Origin of the sequence: Rathayibacter sp. PhB186, from assembly GCF_003751825.1 — a bacterium.
In the GTDB taxonomy this organism is placed as follows: domain Bacteria; phylum Actinomycetota; class Actinomycetes; order Actinomycetales; family Microbacteriaceae; genus Rathayibacter; species Rathayibacter festucae.
Genome location: NZ_RJKO01000004.1, coordinates 123,151 through 145,013, shown reverse-complemented (window position 1 = coordinate 145,013; position 21,863 = coordinate 123,151). Strand labels below are relative to the sequence as shown.

The following is a 21,863-nucleotide window of genomic DNA, read 5'->3' as shown; positions in this document are numbered from 1 at the left end:
CGAACATGACCGCACGAACCGCCCTGACCCTTCGCGCAGGCGCCGCCCTCGCCGGCGGGGTGCTCCTGGCCGGGGTCGCCGGCGCCTCCGCCTGGGCCGCCACGCCCTACGGAGACGACGGCGTCGACATCCGCGTCTCCATCCCCGAGATCGCCGAACCCGGTGTCCTCGCCATGACTGTGGCAGGCGACTCCGCCGCGCTGACCGAGTCCGGCTCCACGTCCACGATCCGGCAGTTCACCGGAAAGCTCCCCACCGTCACCATCACCGACACCCGCTCCCCCGAGGACATCCCCGACGGAGCCGCGTGGTACGTCCTCGGATCCTCCACCGACTTCTTCGGCAGCGGAGGACAAGCACCCCTCGGCGCCGACCACCTCGGGTGGACCCCCCGACTGATCGACGGCGGCGAATCAGGAGGCGTCGCAGAAGGCGAACCGGTCGACACTGTCCTCGACTCCGGCCCCGACGCCGTCGGCCTCGTCGACCAAGAGCTGCTCGCCATCGCAGCCGACTCCTCCGCCATCGCCGAAGAAGGATCATGGACGGCCGACGCCGACCTCGTGCTCAAGACAGAGGCCTCTGTCGCCCCCGGCGACTACGGGTCGGTACTCACCCTGTCTCTCTTCGAGTAGCACCACGGTGCCGAGGGATGACGTGGCCGGGGGTCAGGGCCCGACCACGTCAGCGGTGGTCTCCGGCCGTCTCATCCCCTGGTTCCGTCGTCCACGTCGTAGACATCCGTGTCGGGCGGCAGGCGAACGTGGAGCTGCACGCTCGCACCCAAGTCGACCCGTGCGCCTTCCGGCCGAGAACCGCGATCACGTCAGTCTGGTCGCTGGTGCTTCCAGCGCCAGGGCAGAACCTGGAAGAGCAAGCCGGCAGGCGCGCCGCCGCGGCCGTGCCCCCCCTCCTGTACTCACGATCATCGTCAGCTCGGCCGCGGTCCGAGTTGGGTCCGCTGCTGGCCGCCCCCATCGAGAGCCGGCGAGTCATCGGCGCAGGGGCACCTTCAACTTAATGACGAAAAGGTTCTAAGTACTGGTGGTCGTCGGGGCCTGCGAGGTAGCGTCGCAGTGTGAGCAGCGTGAGGCGGATCGGACCTTCGTCCGAGGACACCCGTAGCGTTGTCCTCGATCTGGTGCGCTCGAGCGGCACGGTGAGCCGAATCGAGCTGGCCGAGCTGTCGGGACTGACGGCGACGTCGATCACGCGGATCGTGAAGTCACTGATCGCCGACCGGCTCGTCGTCGAAACAGGCTTCGGCGACTCCACGGGCGGGAAGCGGCCTAGTCTGCTCGCGATCGATCCGCGGTCACGGTACGCGGTCGGCGTCTCCCTCGAGGACACGCGCCTCACCTACGTCGTCACAGACGCGAGCGGCGACGTGGTCGGCCGCCTCGTGACATCCGGCATCGGCCGGTTCGCGCCGAGCACCACCGTCTTGCGCATCGGCGAGGAGATTCAGCAGCTGCTGCAGCGTCTCGACATCTCGATGGACGATGTGGTGGGTATCGGGGTCGCCGGCGCCGGTCTTGATCTGAGCGCGAACGCAGAACGGCTTTCGCTCTCCGCCGAGGAGTGGGACTCGTTCGCCGTGCAGGAGGCCCTCGAAGCGCTCACCGGTCTACCGGTGGTGCGCGATAACGACGCGGCCTGCGCCGCCCTTGGTCAGTTCTGGGTAGGCCGCATGCCCGCGACCCAAGATTTCGCGACCCTGTACCTGTCGCGCGGCTTCGGTCTCGGTTTGATGGTCGGCGGCAGCATTGCTCGCGGGGTGTCCTCGAACGTCGGCGAGATCGGCCACATGATCGTCGATATCGACGGCCCGGCGTGCTGGTGCGGCGCAGCCGGCTGCTTGGAGATGCTCGCCGCGCCGCGGGCCGTCGTTCAGCAGGCGCTAGGCGATTCCGATCTCGTGAGCGATCTCGCGCTCGTCGGCGACGAAGACAGCCTCCGTGCCGATTTCGACGCGGTCGCCGCCGCCGCGGCGAGCGGAGAAGCGCGTTGCGTCGCGCTCCTCGAGCGGTCGGCGCGTCATGTCGCGGCTGCGCTGCTGTCGGTCGTCAATCTGCTCGACCTCGACCGCATCCACCTCGCCGGTCCCGGCTTCGCAGAGGCCGGTCCTCTCTACCAGCGTGTGATCCGCGAGAGCGTCAACCGTCTTGCCCGCACCAGAGACGTCCACGGCGTCACTGTCCAGCTCACCGACCCCGGTCTGGAGACCTCGGCCATCGGAGCGGCGACCCTCGCGTTGCAGCACATCCTCACCCCGCACACGCGGTTGGAGCGACCGACTGTGCGTGAGGCGAAGCGGTTGAGCGGCTGAGCCTGCCCAGCCCCCTCGAGCAGGGCCCGCTCCCTTCGCTGACGCCGCGGCACACCTCACTTCCCTCTCTCGACGAGACCCTTCTCTTCCCCCCTCCTTGAAAGGACCGGCACCCGTGGCCATTCGCTCTGCACTCCTGCACGTCGCCGACGTCGCACGCTCCGTCGATTTCTACACTCGCTTCCTCGGCGCGGAGGTGATCGAGGCGAGTGACGACGAGGCCGCGCTCGACATGGTGACCGCGACGCTGCGCCTCGTCCGCCTCGACACCGCCGCCGACTCGACCTGGATCGCCGACGACCTGCAGGCCGGCTTCCGGCACGTCGGCTTCAAGGTGTCGGATCTCGACGCCCGGGTGCGAGCCCTGCAGGAGGCAGACGTTCCGTTCCACCTTGAACCGATCGACGCGGAGGGGGGCGTACGCCTCACCTTCTTCTACGATCCCGACGGAACCTTGCTCGAGCTCGTCGAGGGGCCGCTGCAGTACCACGAGGTCTACGACCGGGACGCGGTTGATGCGGACTGGAGTCTCGGCGAACCCGAGCGACCCCGGTTCGACCACATTGCGGAGACCGTGCACGATCTCGAGGCCACGAAGAACTACTTCGCCGACCTCGGGTACGTCCTGATGGCGGGTATCCACCAGCCGAACGACCCGCGCGGTTTCGAGATCGCCTTCCTTCGCGACGGGGACACCTCGCTCGAGATCTTCACCTATGACGCGGCGGAGACGAGTACGCGCACGCCGCAGACCGCGGCACCGGGATTCGCGGGGGTCGAGTTCGAAGGCGAGGTCCCCCGTGCGGCGGAGCCGGTCGGCAGCACGGCCGGGCTCGATCTCTACGCGGACCCGGACGGGCTCGTGCACGCGGTGCGTCGCGCGTGACGGCGCGATGGGCGCTGAATCCGCTCGGCCGGACCGGATTGTCGGTCAGCCCGATCACCCTCGGTGGCGCTCCCCTCGGCAGCATGCCGGAGAACTTCGGCTACGAGGTACAGGAGCGCGAAGCGATTGCGTTGGTGGGCGCCGTGCTCGACAGTGACATCCGCACCATCGACACTGCGAACGGCTACTCGGCCGGCCGCAGCGAGGAGCGCATCGGGCGAGGAATCGCTGAGCACGGCGGCCTCCCCGACGACGTGCTCATCGTCACGAAGATCGACGCGAAGGACGGCGACTACAGCGGTGACCGCGTGCTGCGCTCCCTCGACGAGAGCCGCGGGCGGCTGGGCCTCGGCCCGCTGCCAGTTGTGCACCTGCACGATCCGGAGTTCCACGACTTCGCTGAGATGACGGGTAGGCGCGGCGCCGTCCAGGCGCTCGTCGAGGCCCGTGACCGCGGCGAGATCGGTCACCTCGGCCTCGCTGGCGGCGATGTCCGGGTCATGGCGAAGTACCTCGATCTCGGTGTCTTCAGCGTTCTGCTGGTCCATAACCGCTGGACCCTCGTGGACCGCAGCGCCGGCGACGTGATCGCCGCCGCCACGGAGAAGGGAGTCGCCGTCGTCAACGCGGCTGTGCTGGGCGGTGGGATCCTCGCGGGCCGGACCGGTAGGAGCACGCAGTACGGCTACCGCCCCGCCTCCGCGGCGACTCTCGACGCGATTGCGCAGATGCGGGCGGTCTGCGCGAGCTGGGGCACCGACCTCGCGACCGCGGCCGTCCGGTTCTCCACGCGGGATCCGCGCATCGCCACCACGGTCGTGGGGATCAGCAAGATCGAGCGTATCGAGCGCACGGTCACCGCCGCGACCGCGGAGCTCCCTCAGGAGTTCTGGGACGAGCTCGAGTCCCACCTACCCGCCCCCGAGAACTGGCTCGACACCGACGCGGTCTGACCCCGCGCCGCTTCATCCTCGACCGACACGAAAGAGACCCACCATGCCTCTCGTCCGCGTGGACATCCACGACCACCTCGCCGACCTCCGTCCTCACATGAGTGATGCCATCCATTCGGCCCTCGTCGAGGGCTGGGAGATGCCTGCCGATGATCTGTTCCAGATCTTCCAGTTGCACCCGAAGGGCGACTTGTTCTACAGCCGCACCTTCCCCGAGGCCGACCGCAGCGACATCGTGTTCATCCACATCCTGGCGTTCCACGGCTATAGCGCCGAGGTGAAGCAGCGCGGGGCGAATCTGGTTGCCGATCGGCTCGCGGCACTAGGCATCAAGCGCGACGACATCTTGATCGCGCTCAGTGAGAACGGTGACGGCGACTGGCTCGCCCCCGCGAAGGAGGTGTGAGCATGGCGACCACGCCACCTCGGCGCAGTGATCTGCCTGGGTCGTTCGTCATCGGTACGGCAACGGCGTCCTATCAAGTCGAGGGGGCGACGACCGAGGACGGTCGTGGGCCGAGCATCTGGGACACGCTCGCCCGTCGTCCCGGCGCGATCGCAGATGGCACGACGGGCGATATCGCCGACGACCACTACCACCGGGTAGCGGAGGACGTCGCGCTGATGGCGGACCTCGGCGTGGACGCGTACCGCTTCTCCCTCGCCTGGCCCCGTATCCAACCGACCGGATCGGGCGCGGTGAACCAGAAGGGTCTCGACTTCTACCGCGGTCTGGCGGAACAGCTGCTCGAGCGCGGCATCACACCGTGGGCGACGCTCTACCACTGGGACCTACCGCAGGCGCTCGAGGACGACGGCGGCTGGCTCGAGCGCGACACCGCCCACCGCTTCGCCGAGTACACGGCGCGGACCGTGGAGGCGCTCGGCGACGTCATCGGCGACTGGATCACCCTGAACGAACCGTGGTGCTCGTCGTTCCTCGGCTACGCCAGCGGCCTGCACGCCCCTGGACGACAGGAGGGCACACGCGCGGCGCGCGCGGCACACCACCTGCTGCTCGGACACGGCCTGGCACTGCCGGAGATCCGACGTGCCGCACCCGCTTCTCACGCCGGGATCACCCTGAACCTGTACTCGATCCGGGCGGCCTCCGACAGCCCCGCCGATATCGACGCGGCTCGCCGCATCGACGGGCTCAGCAATCGGTTCTTCCTCGACCCGGTCCTGCAGGGCGTCTACCCGGCCGACGTCCTCAGCGACCTCGGCGAGGACGAGTGGTTCGCCGACAACGTCCCAGCCTCCGATCTCGAGCTCATCGGCGCTCCCCTCGACTTCCTGGGCATCAACTACTACAGCCGGCATACCCTGCGCGCGGGGACGCCGCAGCCCGAGGCCAGCGCGTACCCCGGCAGCGAGGCCGTTGAGTTCGTCGACACAGGTGCCGCCAGAACGCAGATGGACTGGGAGATCCACCCGGATGGCCTGGTCGACGTCATCGAGGCGGCGCACAATCTGGCACCCGGTCTGCCGATCTACATCACCGAGAACGGCTCGGCCTACGCCGACGTCCCCGCCCGGGATGGCAGCGTCGACGACGTCGAACGCACGGACTACCTGCAGAAGCACCTGGCCGCCTGCGCCGATGTGATCGAACGCGGACTACCGCTGCAGGGTTACTTCGTCTGGTCGCTCTTGGACAACTGGGAGTGGTCCTGGGGCTGCTCCCGCCGCTTCGGCATCGTCCACGTCGACTACGACACGCAGGTACGCACGCCGAAGACGAGCGCAAGATGGCTCGCCGACTACCTCGGCGAACCCCTCAGCGTCGGCGAACATCGAACCGAGGAGGCACCAGCGTGAGCGGATTCCGCAGCACGAGCCCGGAACGCGGCCTCGAGGCACTGCCGCCGTACGTCTACGGCACCACTCGGCTCGGCGACGTCTCGATACCGCGGACCGAGCGCACCGCCATGGCTCGCTCTGTCCTCGAGCGAGGGCTCTGGCTCCACACGTCCGATCAGTACGGCGACGCTCTCGCGGTGCTCGGCGAGGCTATCGCTGACCTCGATCACCGACCGTCCACCATCGTCAAGATCGGAGGCGGCACGGCCGAGGACGTCCGGGCTGCCGCACGCGCGCATACTCGCGCGCTCGGCATCGATACGATCACCCTTGGTCAGTTGAGCCCGGTCGAGGGCCTCGACAACGCGCTGGTCTACGGCGACAGGACGGTCCTCGATGGTCTGAGGGCGTTGCGAGCGGACGGGCTCGTCGGCGGGTTCGCGCTCGAGGTGTTCCCCTGGACATCGGCCGCTCCCCTTGCGGCTCTTCGCGCCGGTCACCTAGATGACCTCGTGGACGCGGTCATCCTCTACCTCAACCCGCTGCAGCGCTTCGCCACGAACGCCCTGTGGGACGAGCTCGTCGACCGACGGATGCCGCTGATCTCGATGCGCACCGTCGCCGGCAACGACGTCTTCGCGTTGCGAGACGTGCCGGGAGCGGCCTGGCGGCCGTACCTGCGCGACCGTGCGGTCGAGGTGGCTCCCTTGTACGAACGATCCGGCGCGGGCAGCTGGACCGAGTTCTGCATCCGCTACGCCCTGTCGCAGCCGGGGGCCCGGAGCACCGTCGGCTCCACGCTGCGCGCCGATCATCTGAACGCACTGCTCGACGCCGCGAACCGGCCCGTCGCTCCCCTCCCCGAGGACATCGCCGGGGAGCTCGACCGCCTGCACCGCCGCTGGTCGAACGAGACGGACATCCATGCCGAACCATGGACGATGTGACCGCTGGGCTCTGCCCCTGGCCGCAGGCGCGACGCCTAGGACTTCTACGAGAGAGGACGACGACATGACGCTCGGGCAGTTCGAGGACCATGGGGACATCGGCGAGGTGAGCAAGTACGGCACCGCGACCTTTGAGGACGGTCGATACCGCGTCTCCGGGGCCGGTACCAACATGTGGTTCGACCGAGACGCGTTCCACTTCGTGTGGACGCGGGTGACCGGCGACGTCTCCCTCGCGGCCGATGTGACATTCGAGGGGGACGGGGCAGATCCGCATCGCAAGGCCGTCCTCGTCGTTCGCGCGGGACTCGGCGCCGGCGCCGTCTACGCCGATGCCGCCCTTCACGGCGACGGACTGACAAGTCTGCAGTTCCGGACCGCCGCAGGAGGAGTCACCCGCGAAGTGCGCTCCGTCCGCTCGGCTGAACGTCGCCTGGAGATCCGGCGCCGAGGACGCACGATCAGCACCGTCGTCGACGGCAGACCCGCCGGCGGCGCCGTCCGACTCGATCTCCCGGACGAGTACTGGGTCGGACTCGGAGTCTGCTCCCACCGGGACGATGTGATGGAGACGGCAGTCTTCTCCGATGTCGTGCTCACCGCCGTCGACAGCACACCGACCCGCCTGTTCAGCACCATCGAGACGATCGACATCTCGAGCACCGACCGCACCGTTGCGGCTGTCGTGGACCGCTGGGTGGAGGCGCCGAACTGGACACGCACCGATGATCTGATCGTCAATGGGGAGGGCCACCTGTATCGCGTGCCCGTCACTGGCGGCGAGCTCGTCGAGATCGATACCGGATCCGCGATCGCTTGCAACAACGACCACGGCCTCTCCCCCGACGGATCGCGGATCGCGATCAGCGACCAGTCGACAGAAGACGGGCTCTCCGTCATCTACACCCTCCCCTCGACCGGTGGGGAACCAGTGCGGATCACGGATCAATCGCCCTCCTACTGGCACGGCTGGTCACCGGACGGCACGATGCTGGCCTACTGCGCCCAGCGGAACGAGTCGTTCGGTATCTTCACCGTTCCTGCCGAGGGCGGAATCGAGCAGCGTCTGACCACGGCCGTCCACCTCGACGACGGCCCCGATTACTCTCCCGACGGCGAGTGGATCTACTTCAACTCCGACCGGACCGGCCGCATGCAGATCCACCGCGTGCGCCCGGACGGTTCGGATCTCGAGCGCGTCCTCATCAGCGGCACCGCCGACTGGTTCCCCCACCTCTCCCCCGACGGCCGATGGATGGTGCACCTCTCCTACGCCCCTGATGTCGTCGGACACCCGAGAGACCACGACGTGACCCTCGTTCTCACGGACCGCAGCAACGGCTCCTCGCGCACCATCGCCGACGTCTTCGGAGGCCAAGGCACCCTCAACGTACCGTCGTGGTCGCCGGACAGCACCCGCTTCGCGTTCGTGAGCTACGCCTACCTCTGATCCCCCTGCAGGAGACGGAGCTCCCGCCCGCGCGGATGCAGTCGCGCCCAACCACACTGAAGGGAATCACCATGAAGTACCGCCTTCTCGGCTCGACGGGGATCGAGGTCTCGCAGCTCGCACTGGGGACGATGCTGCTGGGCCCCTGGGCCGGCGTCGAGGAGTCCGACGCCGCAGCGCTCCTGCACGCGGCCCTGGACGCGGGCGTCACCGTGGTCGACACCGCCGACGTCTATGCCGACGGAGCCTCGGAGGAACTGGTCGGCCGCGCGCTGCGGGGTCGACGCGACGATGTCGTGCTCTCGACGAAGGGGCGCAACCCGATGGGGCCCGACCGCAATGAGCGCGGATCGTCCAGGCGCTGGATTCGGCGCGCGGTCGAGGCGAGCCTCGTTCGGCTGAACACCGACCGAATCGATCTGTACCAGTTGCACCGCCCCGACCCGGGCACTTCGATCGAGGAGACGGTGGGCGCGCTCGTCGACCTGCAGCGGGAGGGGAAGATCATCGACTACGGGACCTCCACCTTCAGTGCGGGGGCCCTGGTCGAGGCGCAGTGGGCGGCCGCGCGGCTCGCCTCCCCGCGGCCGACGATCGAGCAGCCGCCGTACTCGATCCTCGCGCGCCGCATCGAGGCGGACGTGCTGCCGACGGCCCTCGCGCACGGGCTGGGTGTACTCGTCTACAGCCCGCTCGCTGCAGGCTGGCTGACCGGTCGCGTCCGTCGCGACGCCCCGGTCGAGGACACCCCGCGCACGCGGTCGAAGCCGAACGGCTACTTCGACCCCGCACGCAACGAGCGGCGCCTGGCCGCCGTCGAAGCGCTCGAGGAGGTGGCGCGCGAAGCGGGACTCACGATGATCCAGCTCGCCCTGGCCTTCGCGGTCGAGCATCCAGCGGTGTCGACCGCGCTGCTCGGCGTCCGCACGCCCGCCCAGCTCGACAGCCAGCTCGCCGCGGCCGATCTGCGGCTCGACGACGGGGTGCTCGACGCGATCGATCGCATCGTGACCCCGGGCACGACGATCGCGGACGATGACGACCACTACGCGGCCGCGGTGTCCGGCGATCGCGACGGACGACGACGCCCGCTGACTCGCGGCTGACTCGCGCGGCCGGGAACGGACGACGCCTCGGCGGCCCGACCGGGGTCGTGGCCGCCGAGGCGTCGTGGTCGCCTCGGGCGGAGCGGGACCGTGCTACCCGAGGCGGGAGGCGTAGTGGTCGGCCACGACCTGCTCGCCGGGCTTGCCGTACATGCAGTAGTCGGTGTTGGTCGCGGCGTCCGCCCGGTCGTAGAGCTTCACCGGCCAGTCCCACAGGGCGAACCCGCCGACCCAGTCCCGCTTCTCGCACGCCTGGAACATCTCGGACAGCCACGAGGCCTGCGCCCCCCCCGACGGCTCGCCCTGGAGAGTCCAGTCGTTGGGGCGCTGCGGCGACGTATCCCGGCTGGGACAGCCCGCCTCGATGAAGAAGAACGGCTTGCCGTGCTCGCGGACCACCGGCTCGATGCGATCGAGCTGATTCTCCCAATCCCCCGCCCGGTAGTACCCGCTCGACGAGATCACGTCGACCGCGTCCCACCAGGTGACCCGGTCCTCCTGGTACTTGTCGCAGTTGTAGGTCACCACGCCGGAGTAGACCTCCCGGACCTCGGCGACGAGCCGGCGCCACTCCTCGGCCTGCGGGTCTGCGCGCACCATCTCGCAGCCCACGCAGAGCATCTCGGCGCCCTCTTCCTCGGCGATGCGCGCGAAGTGCACGATGTACTCCCGGTACGACTCGAACCAGGTGCCCCAGGAGGCCTCGCCGGGGACGGTGAGGTCGAGGAAGCCGATGTAGCCGCGCCAGATCCCGTCGCGGCAGTTGACGGTCGGCTTGAGCACGGCCTTCCACCCGCGCTCGTGCACTGCGCGGATCGCCCATCGCACTTCGTCGTCGGTGGGTGTCGGCGCGTCGCGCCACGGGATGGTCTCCGAGACGACGGTGTCCTGCAGGGTGGCGAAGGCGATGGTCACCCAATTGAGATTCAAGGACTTCATCGCGTCGAGGGAGGCCTCGGCCTCGGGGGTGTTCCAGGTGCCGCGCACGCCGGTCCAGCCCCAGGTCATCCCTCCCATGAAGTCGTCGAGCACGGACAGATCAGCGGTGGTGGTGGTGGTGTCGGTCATCGATTCGCCTTTCGGGGTGCGGGGGTCAGCAGCGCGTTCGCGGTACGGAGCACGTCGGGCCGGGTGAACCGCTCGGGCTCGACGTCGCTCGACGTGCGGATCGTGAAGGTCCGCGACTCTCCCGGGAGAAGGGTGACGAGCATGTCGTCGACCTCGGCGTCGGGCGCCGCGACGTCGGCCAGCAGGGCCAGCTCCCGGACGAGCGAGCGCGCGGTGACCGTCACCTCGACGCCGACCGCCGTGCGGTGGGCATCGACATCGACAAGTCCCTCGTCCAGGGTGGAGTCGCGGAACTCGGCGAAGAACCAGAGCCCGCGCTGGTCGCCGAGCTCGGCGACCAGGAATTCGGACGCCGCATCCGCCGCCTCCGCGATGGCGGCGTCGACGGGGACGCGCACTGTGCTGCGCGCGGGCACGACGGTGGTGATGGTCGCCTCGGCCAGGACGTCGCCGGCGAAGCTTCGGCGGGTCACCCTCACCGGCCCCGACCACTCGTCCGGCGTGTCGTTCGACAGCGACACCTCGAGGCGCCCGTCCTCGGGCTGGACGCTGACGACGCGGTCGGCGAACGCCGCTCGGATGGCGTACCAGAGCGGCTTCCTACGGCCGTATCCGTCGACGGCGGCCCAGGAGACCACCGGCCAGTTGTCGTTGAGCTGCCACACGATGGCGCCCTGGTTGTGCGGGTGCAGCGAGCGGAACCAGTCGAGTGCGGTCCTGATGGCGAGTGCCTGGTTCAGCGCCATCGCCCAGTGCCACTCGGGCATCGTGTTGGGCAGGGGGAAGTGCGCGACGAGGCCGTCGGTCAGCTTGACGTTGCCTTCCATCGCCTTCTGGTGCACGAGCATCGAGGGCGACTCGGGTGTGAGGGGCCGGTCGGGCAGCGCCTCCGTCAGGGTCGCCCACGTCGGGGGACCCTGCCAGCCGAACTCCGCGACGAACCGGGGACGGTGCTCGCGATAGCGGGGGTAGTCCTCACGATTCCAGTGCTCCCACATGTGCATCGTGCCGTTGAGCTCGTCGTTGGGGTGCAGAGCCTGGTCGGGCGAGAAGGGGCTGCCCGGCGTGTAGACGACCTGCGGCGCGAGCTCGGCGACCAGCGCCGGGAAGACGTCGTAGTAGTAGCCCGCGCCCCAGGTGCGACCCTCGAGGCGCTCCTGCCAACCCCATTCGATGTGGCCCCACACGTTCTCGTTGTTGCCGTTGAGGACGACGAGCGAGGGGTGGGCGCCCAGGCGGATGACCGCCTCGCGCGACTCCGCGACGATCTCGGAGAACAGCGGCTCCTCCTCCGCGTACGCCGCACAGGCCAGCAGGAAGTCCTGCCAGGTCAGCAGACCGAGCTCGTCGGCGGCGTCGTAGAAGTCCTCGCTCTCGAAGATTCCACCGCCCCAGACGCGGATGAGATTGATGTTCGCGTCGGCGGCCTGCACGAGTCGCTGCCGGTAGCGCGCGGCGTCGACGCGGTGCGGGAAGGTGTCGTCGGGGATCCAGTTGACGCCCTTGACGTACACCGGCTCGTCGTTGATGACGAGCACGAAGGGTGTGCCCGCGGCGTCCGGGGTCGTGTCGGCGCGCACGGTGCGGAAGCCCACGCGGTGGGAGCGGCTGTCGAGGACCTCGCCGGACACCTCGAGGGTGACGTCGAGGTCGTACAGCCTCGCCTCGCCGTAGCCGCGCGGCCACCAGCGTTCGACGTCGGGCACCGTCAGGGTAAAGCGCGCTTCGCCGTCGGTGACGGCGGTGCGCTGAGTGACCCCGCCTACCGACGCGACGACCTCGAGGCGCGCCTCACCGGTCTGCTCGACTGCGACCCGCAGGGTCACCAGCCCGTCGGTGCCGTCGACGGTCGCCGAGACCACGGAGTCCTGGATGCGCGCGACTGACCACGATTCGAGGCGGATCGGGCGCCAGATGCCGCTCGTCGAAGTGTCCAGACCCCAGTCCCAGCCGAAGCTGCAGGCCATCTTGCGGAGCGCGTTGTACGGGTGGTGGTTGACGTGCGGTCGGTACTCGAGATCCAGCGAGGCCTGGTCGGCCTCAGGGACCGGCGCGGCGAAGTGCACTTCGAGGCTGTTCTCACCGTCCACAAGCAGCTCGCCCACCGGCACGCGGTAGCTGCGGTGCTGGTTGTGGCTCTCGAGGACGACCCGGCCGTTGAGCCGTACCGTCGCGACGGTATCGAGACCCTCGAACACGAGGTCGCGGCGTTCGGCGCCGTCGCCGGTCGTCTCGAAGGTGGTCGTGTAACGCCACGCGGTGCTGCCGATCCACTCCTGCAGCTTCTCGTTCGTGCCGACGTACGGGTCCTCGAGGAGGCCAGCGGCGAGCAGGTCGGTGTGCACGGTACCCGGTACGACTGCGGGGACGGCTCCGGCGTCGCGGACGTGACGGGGGACGGAGTGCAGGTCGGCTGGCTCGACGTTCCAGCTGTCGTGGAGGTCTGTGCTGATGAGTCGACGCGTGGTCACTTGGTGGCTCCTCGGGTGATGCCGTTGTAGATGAAGCGCTGCAGCGAGAGGAAGATCACGAGGGTCGGGATGATCACGATGATCACGCCGGCCGCGATGATCTGCTGCGACGAGCTGAACGGGCCGATGAAGCGGAACAGGGAGGTCGAGACCATGTTCAGCTCCGGTGTCGGCATGTACAGCAGGGGTATGTAGAACTCGTTGTAGATGGCGATGCCCTTGATGATGATCACCGTCACGATCGCGGGCTGCAGCAGCGGCAGGATGATCCGCCAGTAGATGCCGAAGCGGCTGGTGCCCTCGAGCATCGCCGCCTCGTCGAGACTCTTCGGGATCGACTGCATGAACTGCACGAAGATGTAGATCGAGACGATGTCGGTGCCAGAGAAGAGGAGTACCGCCGCCCAATAGGTGTTGACCAGGCCGAATCCGTTGATCACCTGGTACGTCGCGACCTGGGTCGTGACACCGGGTACCAGGGTGGCGATGAGGAACAGCGCGAACACGAGCTTCTTCGCCCGGAACTCGAACCTGTCGAGGGCGTAGGCGGCCATCGTGCCGATCAGGATCGTGACGACGATCGAGAGCGTGAGCACCAGGCCGGTGTTGACGAACCCGCGGAGCATGTCGCCGCCGACCCAGGCCGTGGCGAAGTTCTCGAAGTTCAGCCAGTTCTGCGGCGGAGCGATCGGGGAGGTCGTGGCGTACTCCTGCGCCGTCTTGAAGCTCGCGAACACGATGACGACGAGTGGCAGCAGGAGGAGCATGCTGAAGACGATCAACGACGCGTACTTGCCGAGGACCGCGAGGAACCGCCGGAGGGGATGCGGGGTGAGCAAGCGATCGTGGGGCCGCTCAGGCGCGGCGAGAGTGGAGGTCATGACGTCTCCTGTCGGGGTCAGTTGAGGGCCACGTCGTCGTCCGGCACGAGCCGACGCTGGACGTAGGTCACGAGCAGGACGATGATCAGCAGGATGACCGCCATGGCGGAGGCGAAGCCCACCCGCTGGAAGACGAAGGCCTGCTGGATCGTCGTGATGACGAAGGTGGAGCTGCCGTTCGAGCCGCCGGTCATGATGTACGGGATCTCGAACACCGACAGGGACCCGGCGATCGCGAGGATGAACGACAGGCTGATGATGCGCTTGATGCCCGGCACGATGATGAAGCGGAATTTGTGCCACGAGTTGGCGCCGTCGAGGTCGGCCGCCTCGTAGATCTCGTCCGGGATCGACTGGATCGCCCCGAGGAACAGCACGAAGTTGAGCCCGGTGTAGCGCCAGATCGAGACACCGCCGAGGGAGACGTTCACCCAGTCCGGGTTGCCGAGCCACTGCGGTGTCGTGCCGAGGGCGCCCAGTCCGAGCCCGGCGAGAGTCGCGTCGAGCGTGCCTCCCGGCCGGAAGAAGAAGAGGAAGACCAGCGCGACGGCGACGCCGTTGAGCAGGTACGGGAAGAAGATGACACCTTTGAAGAAGTTCCGGAAACGGGTGTCGAAGCTCAGGATCGTCGCGAAGTAGAGCGCGATGAACATCTGCACGAACGAGGCCGCGAAGTAGTAGAGGCTCACGAAGAAGACCTGGAAGTACTCGGGCCGGGTGAAGATCTGAAGGTAGTTGTCGAGACCGACGGTCTCCTTCTCGAGCGAGATGCCGTCCCAGTCGGTGAACGAATACCAGATCATGTTGCCGACCGGGTAGTAGGTCAAGGTGATCAGGAGCACGAGGGGAACGACGAGGAAGAGGAGCGGAGTGATCCGCAGCTCGCCGTTCGGACCTCGGAGCCCGCGACGTCGTCGCGAGGCCGACGCCTCTTTGCTGGTGGCTTTCGCGAATCTGACGCCGGTGGCGGCGTCGCCGGTGATCTCGGTCATTTCTTGACTCCCGCAGTGATGAAGGTGATCGGGGGCGTCCCCGGGGCGGGGTCGCGGGTCTCGCGCGACCCCGCCCCGGGTTCGATCAGTTCGTGGAACTGATCGCGTCGGCCCAGCGCGAGTCGAGGTCAGCGAAGGCCGACTCCTTGTCGCCATCGGCGGCACCGCGGGCGATGTCGACGAGCTTCTGGCGGTAGATCCCTCCGGTGAGGTCGATCTGCGACGCCTTCATGAGGTCCGCCTGCAGGCTCTCCTCGCCGGCGGGGGCAGCGTCCTGCTCGAGGTACTCCACGCCGAGGTCGGAGAACTCTGAGAGGTTGGCCGGGTTCTCGCTGTCCAGCGCCGTTCCGATGGCGCCCGACTTCGTGGCGAAGTCCGACTCGAGCGTGAACCAATTGATCCAGGCGAGCGCGGTGGCCTTGTTGTCCGACTTCTTGTTGATCGCGCTGTAGTAGTCGGGCGCGAGGGTGGCGACGAACTTGCCGTCCACCTGGTAGGGGAAGGGCATGTAGCCGATGTCGTCCGGGTTGGTGCCCGCCGTCGTCGCCGCGTCCCTCATCTGCTGGATCGCCCACGATCCGAGGTACATAGTGCCGATCTCGCCGGTGGCGAGCATCGCCTTCGAGCTCTCCCAGGCGGTCGTGGTCGGATCGGGCTCCGAGAGTCCCGCAGCGACGACGTCGAACAGCAGGCCGTCCGAGACGCCGACGTAGGAGTCCCCGCTGGTCCACGGGGCGTCGTCCTTGTTGACCGCGTTGTTCGCGTTGCCGTCGCCCTGGACGCTGGGGTCGCCGTTCCACTGCGAGAGCGGCCAGGTGTCCTTGTAGTTCGTGTAATACGGGACCGCGTCCGTGTTGGCCTTGATCGCCTCGAGTGCGGTGAGGAACTCGTCAGGCGTGGTGGGTGTCTCGGTGACTCCCGCGTCGGCCCAGACCTTCTTGTTGTAGACGAAGCCCATGGTGTTGCCGAAGGTGGCGATGCCGTAGGAGGTGCCCTCGTACGACTTGCCGGACATGAACCGGTAGGTTCCGGCCAGCTCCGACTCCTCGCCGAGCGGCTCGAAGAATGAGGAGAACTGCTTGGGCGAGACCGTGGTCGGCAGGGCCAGCACGTCGCCGATGTTGCCCGAGGACAGACGAGTGGTGACGTCCTGCTCGTAGTTGGTGACGCCCTCGAACTTGACCGACGTGCCCGGGTACTTCTCCTCGAATTGAGAGGCGTACTCGTCGAAGGTGCCGTCCTGGATGAGGTCGGTGCGCTGGGTCAGCACGGTGATGTCACCGCTGACCTCACCGTCCAGACCGCCGCCGGACGAGCCTCCGGAGGAGCAAGCGGTCATACCGACCGCGAGCGTGAGGACCCCGAGGCCCGCAATGGCATGCCGAAGCTTCATTGTTTCTCCTAGATCTTCGTTGACCGACTGAAAGACCGTCGAACGGCTGCTGTCCCGGTGGACGGTACACGCCTGACCCAGGAGCGTCAAGCAATTTTGACTATCGTTGTCATTGCGGAGAACTCCAGTGCTGACGCTCTCGATGGCCGCACCGATCCGGTCACGCAGCTTCACGGCGCCGGGATCGCGACCTAGGATGACATCGTGGGTCAAAAGAACGCGTCACGGGAGCTGCGGCCCGTCATTCCTGCCGAGCGGCCCCTCTCGGGCCTTTTCCGCTCGCTGCGGCCGGCATGGCTCCGGATGGCGATCGCTGTCCTCGCCTACTTGGTGAAGGACAGCCCGATCTGGGTACTTCCGGTGATCACCTCCGCGGTGATCGACACGGTCGTCGCCGACGGATCCCCGAGCACCCTGCTGCTGCTCGGTGCGGCCGCTCTCGTTCTCGTGGCGCTCAACTACCCGGCGGCGCAGCTGTTCATCCGCCTGTTCATGTCGACGGTCCGCGATTTCGGCGTGGCATTGCGCAACCAGCTCGCCCACCGGCTGCAGGAGCTGTCGATCGGATTCCATACGCGCTCGAGCTCGTCGGTCATGCAGACGAAGGTCGTGCGCGACGTTGAGAACGTCGAGTTGATGATGCAGCAGGGGGCGAATCCCCTTCTCAGCGCCTTCGGCGTCATCGTCGGTGCCCTGGTCGTCGTGGCGGCGCAGGTCCCCGGCTTCCTCGTCCTCTTCCTGCTCGTCGTGCCCGTCGCGGTTCTTCTCGTCCGCGGGGTGCGCGCGCGGTCGGAGAGCCGCAACGAGCGCTTTCGGCGCGACGTCGAACACTTCTCCTCCCAGGTCGGCGAGATGGCGTCTCTGCTGCCCATCACCCGGGCGCACGGTCTCGAGGGCGTCGCCGCGCATCGCATGGTGCAGAGTGCGCGGTCCGTTCGCGACTCAGGGTTCTCGCTCGACCTGCTCAACGGCCGTTTCACGGCTCTCGCCTGGGTGGTGTTCCAATGTCTCTCGATCGGCTGCCTCATCGGGGCGGCTTACCTCTCGGTGACGGCGGTCCTGCCGATCACGGCGGGACAGGTCGTGCTGCTGAGCACCTACTTCGTGATGCTGACCAACTCGATCGTCAACCTGCTCAACCTGGCGCCGATCATCACGAAGGGGCGGGAGTCGCTGCGTTCGATCGCCGAGGTCCTCGAGGAGCCGGACGTCGAGCGCAACGAGGGCATGCGTCACCCTGACCGCGTTGTCGGCCGCCTGAGCTTCGAGGGCACGAGCTTCCACTATCCCGAGTCCGAGACGCCCGCCGTGGTCGCGATGGACCTCGATGTCCGCCCCGGTGAGACGGTGGCCTTCGTGGGCCGGTCGGGCTCGGGCAAGTCGACGATCCTCAACCTCGCGCTCGGCTTTCTGCGCCCCACAGAGGGGCGAATCCTCCTGGACGGCGTCGACATGAACAGGCTCGACCTGCGCCAGGTGCGGCGAGCCGTGTCGGTCGTGCCGCAGGAGTCGGTGCTCTTCACGGGATCGATTCGCGAGAACGTCACCTACGGTATGGAGAACGTCGACGACGAGCGGGTCCGCCAGGCGTTGCGTGACGCGAACGCATGGGACCTCGTGGTGAGCCTTCCGGCCGGGCTGGACACCCTGCTCGGGGAGAAGGGAGCGCGGCTGTCCGGGGGTCAGCGTCAGCGCATCTCGATCGCTCGCGCCCTCATCCGCGACCCGCGCATCCTCCTGCTGGACGAGGCGACCAGCGCGCTCGACAGCGAGTCGGAGAAGCTCGTCCAGGACGCCCTGCTGCGACTGCGCCGGGGCCGGACGACCCTCGTCGTCGCGCATCGGCTCTCCACCATCCGCTCGGCGGACCGCATCATCGTGCTCGACGGCGGCCGCATCGTCGAGCAGGGCACGCACGACGAGCTAGTGGCGGCGGGTGGCGTCTACGCCGGCCTGCACGCCATCCAGGCCGGCTGACCAAGGAGCACCATGGCATTCTTCGATCTCACCCTCCCCGAGTTGCAGGTCTACATGCCCGACCGTGAGGAGCCGGACGAGTTCGACGCGTTCTGGTCGTCGACGATCGCCGAGTCACGCGCGCTCGCCGCCGAGCCCCGCTTCGAGGACGTCGACGCCGGGTACAGCGAGTTGATCACTCAGGATGTTCGATTCAGCGGCTTCGGTGGGCAAGAGATCTCGGGGTGGTTCATCGCGCCCCGCCATCGCACAGGACCACTTCCGGTCGTCGTCTCCTACCTCGGCTACGGCGGCGGGCGCGGACTGATCGGATCGTGGTCGCAGCTTCCCTCCGCGGGCATCGCGCAGTTCGTCATGGACAGTCGCGGCCAGGGCAGCGGCTACCGCCCAGGATCGACGCCCGACGGCGAGTTCACCGGGCCGTCGGCAGGCGGAGTGATGACGCTCGGCATCGAGGACCCCTCGCAGTACTACTACCGCCGGCTCTTCACCGACGCCGTGCTGGCTGTCGATGCGGCCCGTCGGCACCCTCTCGCCGACCCGGATCGCATCGTCGTGAGCGGCGGAAGCCAGGGCGGCGGAATAGCACTTGCCGCCGCCGGGCTCAGCGAGGGCCTTGCCGGCGCCGTGATCGACGTGCCGTTCCTCTGCGGCTTCCGCCGAGCGACCGGGCTGGTCGACACCTTCCCCTACGGCGAGATCGTGCGCTACCTGCACGTCCATCGCGGTGATGAAGAGAGGGTGTTCCGCACGCTGTCCTACTTCGACGGCATCAACTTCGCCGCTCGGTCGAGCGCCGACGCGCTCTTCTCCGTCGGCCTGATGGACCAGGTCTGCCCGCCTTCGACCGTGTTTGCGGCCTTCAACCACTACGGCGGGGCGAAGCGCATCGAGGTCTACCCCTACAACGGGCACGAGAACGGCGAGGAGTTCCAGGGCCAGAAGACCGTCGAATTCGTCCGTGATCGCGTCTCGCTCTGACCGCGCGGCGGTTCGATCAAACCGCTGGGAAACCCAGATGCGAGCGGCGCAGGACGAGTTGGGTCGGCAGAACGATCTGCTCCAGGCCGCCGTCGAGCGCGTCGATCCGGCGGAGCGCGAGGGTCGCCGCCACCCTCCCCATCTCCTGCGGACTGTGCGACACCACCGAGACCCCGAGGGGCTCAGCGAACTCGAAGTCGTCGAAGCCGATGAGGGCGGTCCCCCGGCCCGAGCGCTGAATGGCGCGGAAGGCTCCGAAGGTCGCGCGGTTGTTGCCGGCGAAGATCGCGTCGGGTGGATCGGCTAGAGCCAGCAACGCCGCTGTCGCCGCATCGGCCGACTCGATCGACGCCGCGTCCTCGCTCACAAGGGTCTGCTCCTGATCGAGTCCCCGCATGACGAGCGCGTCGTGATAGCCCAATTGGCGTTCGCGGTGCGTGTAGAGGTGGGAGGAGCTGCCGACGAAGCCGACCCGCCGATGACCGGCGTCGATCAGGGACAGCGTCGCAGATCGGGCCCCGCCTCGGTTGTCGAAGACCACGGAGTCGCTGGCAGCGTTGGAGAGCGGCCGGTCGACCGCGACGATAGGCGTGCCGAGCTGCCGTTCGCCCTCGAGATAGGAGTGGTCCTCAGCGATCGGGACCAGGAGGAGCGCGGAGACGCGGCGCTCGAGCATGCTGCCGACGATGGGGCGCTCCCGGCTCTCCTCGTCGCCGGACGCGGCCATCACCAGCGTGAAGCCGCGCTCGTTGGCCGCCGCGCTGACGCCTGTCGCGACCTGCGCGTAGAACGGGTTGGTCAGGTCGCCGATGACGAAGGCCACCGCGGTCGTCGGGCGGCCCTGGCGGAGTTCTCGGGCCATCGCGTTCGGGCGGAACCGCAGGGCGCTGGATGCCTGGAGCACCCGCGAGCGCGTGCTGCTCTTCACGCTCGGAGAGTTGTTCAACGCCCGAGACGCCGTCTTCAAGCTGACGCCGGCCAGCCGCGCGACATCGGCCACCGTGGCACGGACCGCCGTGGCTGCGGGGTCGACGATGTCTTCATCAGTCATGCGCCCAGCGTAGGGCCGACGCCCCTCCCGCGAAGCCGCGTATTCGCGCGGCGAGTACCGACCAGCTCTTCTTGACAACGTGAGACATTCGTCACAGACTTGACCGGCCCGCGCGGCTCGAACCGCGCCAGTTCGAGAGTGTCTCTCTGAGCGGACGGGCGACCAGAGAACGGGAGTACTGATGCTCGCTGGCATTGAGACCGGTGGCACGAAGGTGGCCTGCGGCGTCAGCGACCCCGCCGATCCGACCGAGCTGCTGATGACGCGCCGATTCCCCACGACGAGTCCCGGCGAGACGATCTCCCGCATCGTCGAGTTCATTCGCGACGCAGACGACGCCCTCGGCCTCGACGCTGTCGGGATCGCCTCGTTCGGCCCGGTCAACGTGGACCCGGACCGAGAGCGATACGGCTGGATCACCGGCACGTCGAAGCCGGGCTGGGCCAACACGAAGCTGCTGGAACGCGTCTCGCAGCAGGTGGCGAAGCCGCTGGCGCTGCTCAGCGACGTCAGCGGCGCCGCCCTCGGCGAGCAGCAATGGGGTGCCGGGCGGGACGTCACCTCCGTCGCCTATGCGACCTTCGGAACGGGTGTCGGAATCGGCGTCGTCATCAGGGGGCACGTCCTGCACAGCAACGGCGCTCCGGAGGTAGGCCACCTGCTCGTGCGCCGCCACCCGTTCGACGACTTCGCAGGCTGCTGCCCGTTCCACGGCGACTGCCTGGAGGGCCTCGCCGCCGGACCGGCGGTGCAGGCCCGCTGGGGAACGGACTCCTCGCACCTGCCGTCGCGCATCCGAGGCGAGGCCTTCGAGATCCTCGGCTTCTACATGGCACAGGCGATCGCGGCGATCGCCTACAGCACGGGGGTCGAGCGCGTCGTCGTCGGCGGCGGTGTGCTGAACGCTCCGGGCCTCCTCGACGAGGCGCGCCGCCAGCTCGCAGCAGTCACAGGCGGTCCCCTCGCCGGCCACCCCATCTCCTCGGATCCCTGGGACTTCGTGGTGCCCCCTGCGCTCGGCGAGAGGTCTGGCGTACTGGGGGCGATCGCTGCAGCTCGGATGCTCTCGGCCGCACCAACCGCTCTGGCCTGACCCGCCGCTCTGGCCTGACCCGCCGCTCTGGCCTGACCCGGTGCTCTGGCCTGACCCGGTGCTACCCCTGGCGCGGCCAGGGGTAGCGGTGACTTCCGCGGCCAGCAGCCGACGAGCATACGGTCCGCTTCCATACCCAGCGCGTCCGGCATGGGGCGGAGTGGTCAGTACGGCTTCGCGTACACGGTTGCGGTGAGAGATCCGGGCGCCGCGGTCAGCGCCGAGAGCAGTTCCGTTTCGGGGGTGTCCACCGCCGGCAAGCTGACGGGTCCGAAGCGCTGCGACGGAATGACGGTGTCGAGGGATGTCATCGCGCCCGTTGAGAATCAAGGAGAACCAGCCGTCGTTGGCACAGAGTTCCGGAGGGCACATCCGATCGCAGGACCAGGTGTCGCGCGGTCGAGGATCGGCCCCTCGCTCCGCCACCCGAAGAGATCGGCCGACGACCACGACTCGATGCCGTCGACCGGTCCCGCCCAGTA

The 21,863-nt window shown here is 68.1% G+C and carries 19 protein-coding genes; 12 read left to right on the top strand and 7 right to left on the bottom strand.

Annotation, left to right across the window (positions count from 1 at the left end; all coding sequences use genetic code 11):
- Positions 1–5: 5 nt before the first annotated feature.
- The 9 genes from EDF45_RS12445 (at position 6) to EDF45_RS12400 (ending at position 9,474) form a co-directional block, all read left to right on the top strand.
- Entirely contained in the window at positions 6–635 is a 630-nt protein-coding gene (locus tag EDF45_RS12445; protein ID WP_123736448.1) for a hypothetical protein, read from the top strand.
- Positions 636–1,078: 443 nt separating this feature from the next.
- The gene (locus tag EDF45_RS12440) at positions 1,079–2,329 is read left to right on the top strand and encodes an ROK family transcriptional regulator (protein ID WP_123736449.1); all 1,251 of its coding nucleotides are present in this window, start codon (positions 1,079–1,081) and stop codon (positions 2,327–2,329) included.
- Positions 2,330–2,444: 115 nt separating this feature from the next.
- Complete coding sequence (locus EDF45_RS12435) at positions 2,445–3,215, top strand: VOC family protein (protein WP_123736450.1); 771 nt, start codon at positions 2,445–2,447, stop codon at positions 3,213–3,215.
- A complete protein-coding gene (locus EDF45_RS12430) occupies positions 3,212–4,168 on the top strand; it encodes an aldo/keto reductase (RefSeq protein ID WP_123736451.1) in 957 nt (318 codons plus the stop codon). Before EDF45_RS12435 ends, EDF45_RS12430 begins: the two co-directional genes overlap by 4 nt.
- Positions 4,169–4,211: 43 nt before the next feature.
- Positions 4,212–4,574, top strand: a complete 363-nt coding sequence (locus EDF45_RS12425; RefSeq protein WP_123736452.1) for a tautomerase family protein — start codon at positions 4,212–4,214, stop codon at positions 4,572–4,574.
- Between the two features lie 2 nt (positions 4,575–4,576).
- Positions 4,577–5,989 (top strand): GH1 family beta-glucosidase, encoded by a 1,413-nt coding sequence (locus EDF45_RS12420; protein WP_123736453.1) that lies wholly within the window; start codon positions 4,577–4,579, stop codon positions 5,987–5,989.
- The gene (locus EDF45_RS12415) at positions 5,986–6,918 is read left to right on the top strand and encodes an aldo/keto reductase (protein WP_185020173.1); all 933 of its coding nucleotides are present in this window, start codon (positions 5,986–5,988) and stop codon (positions 6,916–6,918) included. Before EDF45_RS12420 ends, EDF45_RS12415 begins: the two co-directional genes overlap by 4 nt.
- Positions 6,919–6,982: 64 nt before the next feature.
- Positions 6,983–8,368, top strand: a complete 1,386-nt coding sequence (locus EDF45_RS21270; RefSeq protein ID WP_185020172.1) for a TolB family protein — start codon at positions 6,983–6,985, stop codon at positions 8,366–8,368.
- Between the two features lie 71 nt (positions 8,369–8,439).
- The gene (locus tag EDF45_RS12400) at positions 8,440–9,474 is read left to right on the top strand and encodes an aldo/keto reductase (RefSeq protein ID WP_123736456.1); all 1,035 of its coding nucleotides are present in this window, start codon (positions 8,440–8,442) and stop codon (positions 9,472–9,474) included.
- Between the two features lie 93 nt (positions 9,475–9,567).
- On the opposite strand, the gene EDF45_RS12395 is transcribed toward EDF45_RS12400, so the two are convergent.
- The 5 genes from EDF45_RS12395 to EDF45_RS12375 form a co-directional block, all read right to left on the bottom strand.
- Entirely contained in the window at positions 9,568–10,542 is a 975-nt protein-coding gene (locus tag EDF45_RS12395; RefSeq protein WP_123736457.1) for a glycoside hydrolase family 113, read from the bottom strand.
- Positions 10,539–13,013: a glycosyl hydrolase 2 galactose-binding domain-containing protein gene (locus tag EDF45_RS12390; protein ID WP_123736458.1), complete on the bottom strand. Its 2,475-nt coding sequence runs from the start codon at positions 13,011–13,013 to the stop codon at positions 10,539–10,541. The genes EDF45_RS12395 and EDF45_RS12390 overlap by 4 nt, the downstream gene beginning before the upstream one ends.
- Positions 13,010–13,894 (bottom strand): carbohydrate ABC transporter permease, encoded by an 885-nt coding sequence (locus EDF45_RS12385; RefSeq protein WP_123736459.1) that lies wholly within the window; start codon positions 13,892–13,894, stop codon positions 13,010–13,012. The genes EDF45_RS12390 and EDF45_RS12385 overlap by 4 nt, the downstream gene beginning before the upstream one ends.
- Before the next feature lie 17 nt (positions 13,895–13,911).
- Positions 13,912–14,886 (bottom strand): carbohydrate ABC transporter permease, encoded by a 975-nt coding sequence (locus EDF45_RS12380; protein ID WP_123736460.1) that lies wholly within the window; start codon positions 14,884–14,886, stop codon positions 13,912–13,914.
- Positions 14,887–14,971: 85 nt separating this feature from the next.
- Positions 14,972–16,279, bottom strand: coding sequence for an ABC transporter substrate-binding protein (locus EDF45_RS12375; protein WP_123736461.1), 1,308 nt, complete (start codon positions 16,277–16,279; stop codon positions 14,972–14,974).
- A gap of 303 nt (positions 16,280–16,582) precedes the next feature.
- On the opposite strand from EDF45_RS12375, the gene EDF45_RS12370 reads away from it, so the two are divergent.
- Both EDF45_RS12370 and EDF45_RS12365 read left to right on the top strand, forming a co-directional pair.
- Positions 16,583–18,256, top strand: coding sequence for an ABC transporter ATP-binding protein (locus tag EDF45_RS12370; protein WP_123736462.1), 1,674 nt, complete (start codon positions 16,583–16,585; stop codon positions 18,254–18,256).
- A gap of 12 nt (positions 18,257–18,268) precedes the next feature.
- Positions 18,269–19,237, top strand: coding sequence for an acetylxylan esterase (locus tag EDF45_RS12365; protein WP_123736463.1), 969 nt, complete (start codon positions 18,269–18,271; stop codon positions 19,235–19,237).
- A gap of 16 nt (positions 19,238–19,253) precedes the next feature.
- On the opposite strand, the gene EDF45_RS12360 is transcribed toward EDF45_RS12365, so the two are convergent.
- Positions 19,254–20,237, bottom strand: a complete 984-nt coding sequence (locus EDF45_RS12360) for a LacI family DNA-binding transcriptional regulator (protein ID WP_185020171.1) — start codon at positions 20,235–20,237, stop codon at positions 19,254–19,256.
- Between the two features lie 232 nt (positions 20,238–20,469).
- Here EDF45_RS12360 and EDF45_RS12355 point away from each other — a divergent pair, with 232 nt between their 5' ends.
- On the top strand, positions 20,470–21,381 hold the full coding sequence (locus EDF45_RS12355) for an ROK family protein (RefSeq protein ID WP_123736465.1): 912 nt from the start codon (positions 20,470–20,472) through the stop codon (positions 21,379–21,381).
- A gap of 164 nt (positions 21,382–21,545) precedes the next feature.
- On the opposite strand, the gene EDF45_RS21265 is transcribed toward EDF45_RS12355, so the two are convergent.
- On the bottom strand, positions 21,546–21,692 hold the full coding sequence (locus EDF45_RS21265) for a hypothetical protein (protein ID WP_185020170.1): 147 nt from the start codon (positions 21,690–21,692) through the stop codon (positions 21,546–21,548).
- Positions 21,693–21,863 lie beyond the last annotated feature (171 nt).

What these genes read in the sequence shown, in the direction of transcription:
- EDF45_RS12380 (WP_123736460.1), bottom strand. Translation starts at nt 14,886, where the DNA reads ATGACCGAGATCACCGGCGACGCCGCCACCGGCGTCAGATTCGCGAAA.
- EDF45_RS12395 (WP_123736457.1), bottom strand. Translation starts at nt 10,542, where the DNA reads ATGACCGACACCACCACCACCACCGCTGATCTGTCCGTGCTCGACGAC.
- EDF45_RS12425 (WP_123736452.1), top strand. Translation starts at nt 4,212, where the DNA reads ATGCCTCTCGTCCGCGTGGACATCCACGACCACCTCGCCGACCTCCGT.
- EDF45_RS12365 (WP_123736463.1), top strand. Translation starts at nt 18,269, where the DNA reads ATGGCATTCTTCGATCTCACCCTCCCCGAGTTGCAGGTCTACATGCCC.
- EDF45_RS12385 (WP_123736459.1), bottom strand. Translation starts at nt 13,894, where the DNA reads ATGACCTCCACTCTCGCCGCGCCTGAGCGGCCCCACGATCGCTTGCTC.
- EDF45_RS12400 (WP_123736456.1), top strand. Translation starts at nt 8,440, where the DNA reads ATGAAGTACCGCCTTCTCGGCTCGACGGGGATCGAGGTCTCGCAGCTC.
- EDF45_RS12355 (WP_123736465.1), top strand. Translation starts at nt 20,470, where the DNA reads ATGCTCGCTGGCATTGAGACCGGTGGCACGAAGGTGGCCTGCGGCGTC.
- EDF45_RS12445 (WP_123736448.1), top strand. Translation starts at nt 6, where the DNA reads ATGACCGCACGAACCGCCCTGACCCTTCGCGCAGGCGCCGCCCTCGCC.
- EDF45_RS12420 (WP_123736453.1), top strand. Translation starts at nt 4,577, where the DNA reads ATGGCGACCACGCCACCTCGGCGCAGTGATCTGCCTGGGTCGTTCGTC.
- EDF45_RS21265 (WP_185020170.1), bottom strand. Translation starts at nt 21,692, where the DNA reads ATGACATCCCTCGACACCGTCATTCCGTCGCAGCGCTTCGGACCCGTC.
- EDF45_RS12375 (WP_123736461.1), bottom strand. Translation starts at nt 16,279, where the DNA reads ATGAAGCTTCGGCATGCCATTGCGGGCCTCGGGGTCCTCACGCTCGCG.
- EDF45_RS21270 (WP_185020172.1), top strand. Translation starts at nt 6,983, where the DNA reads ATGACGCTCGGGCAGTTCGAGGACCATGGGGACATCGGCGAGGTGAGC.
- EDF45_RS12370 (WP_123736462.1), top strand. Translation starts at nt 16,583, where the DNA reads ATGGCGATCGCTGTCCTCGCCTACTTGGTGAAGGACAGCCCGATCTGG.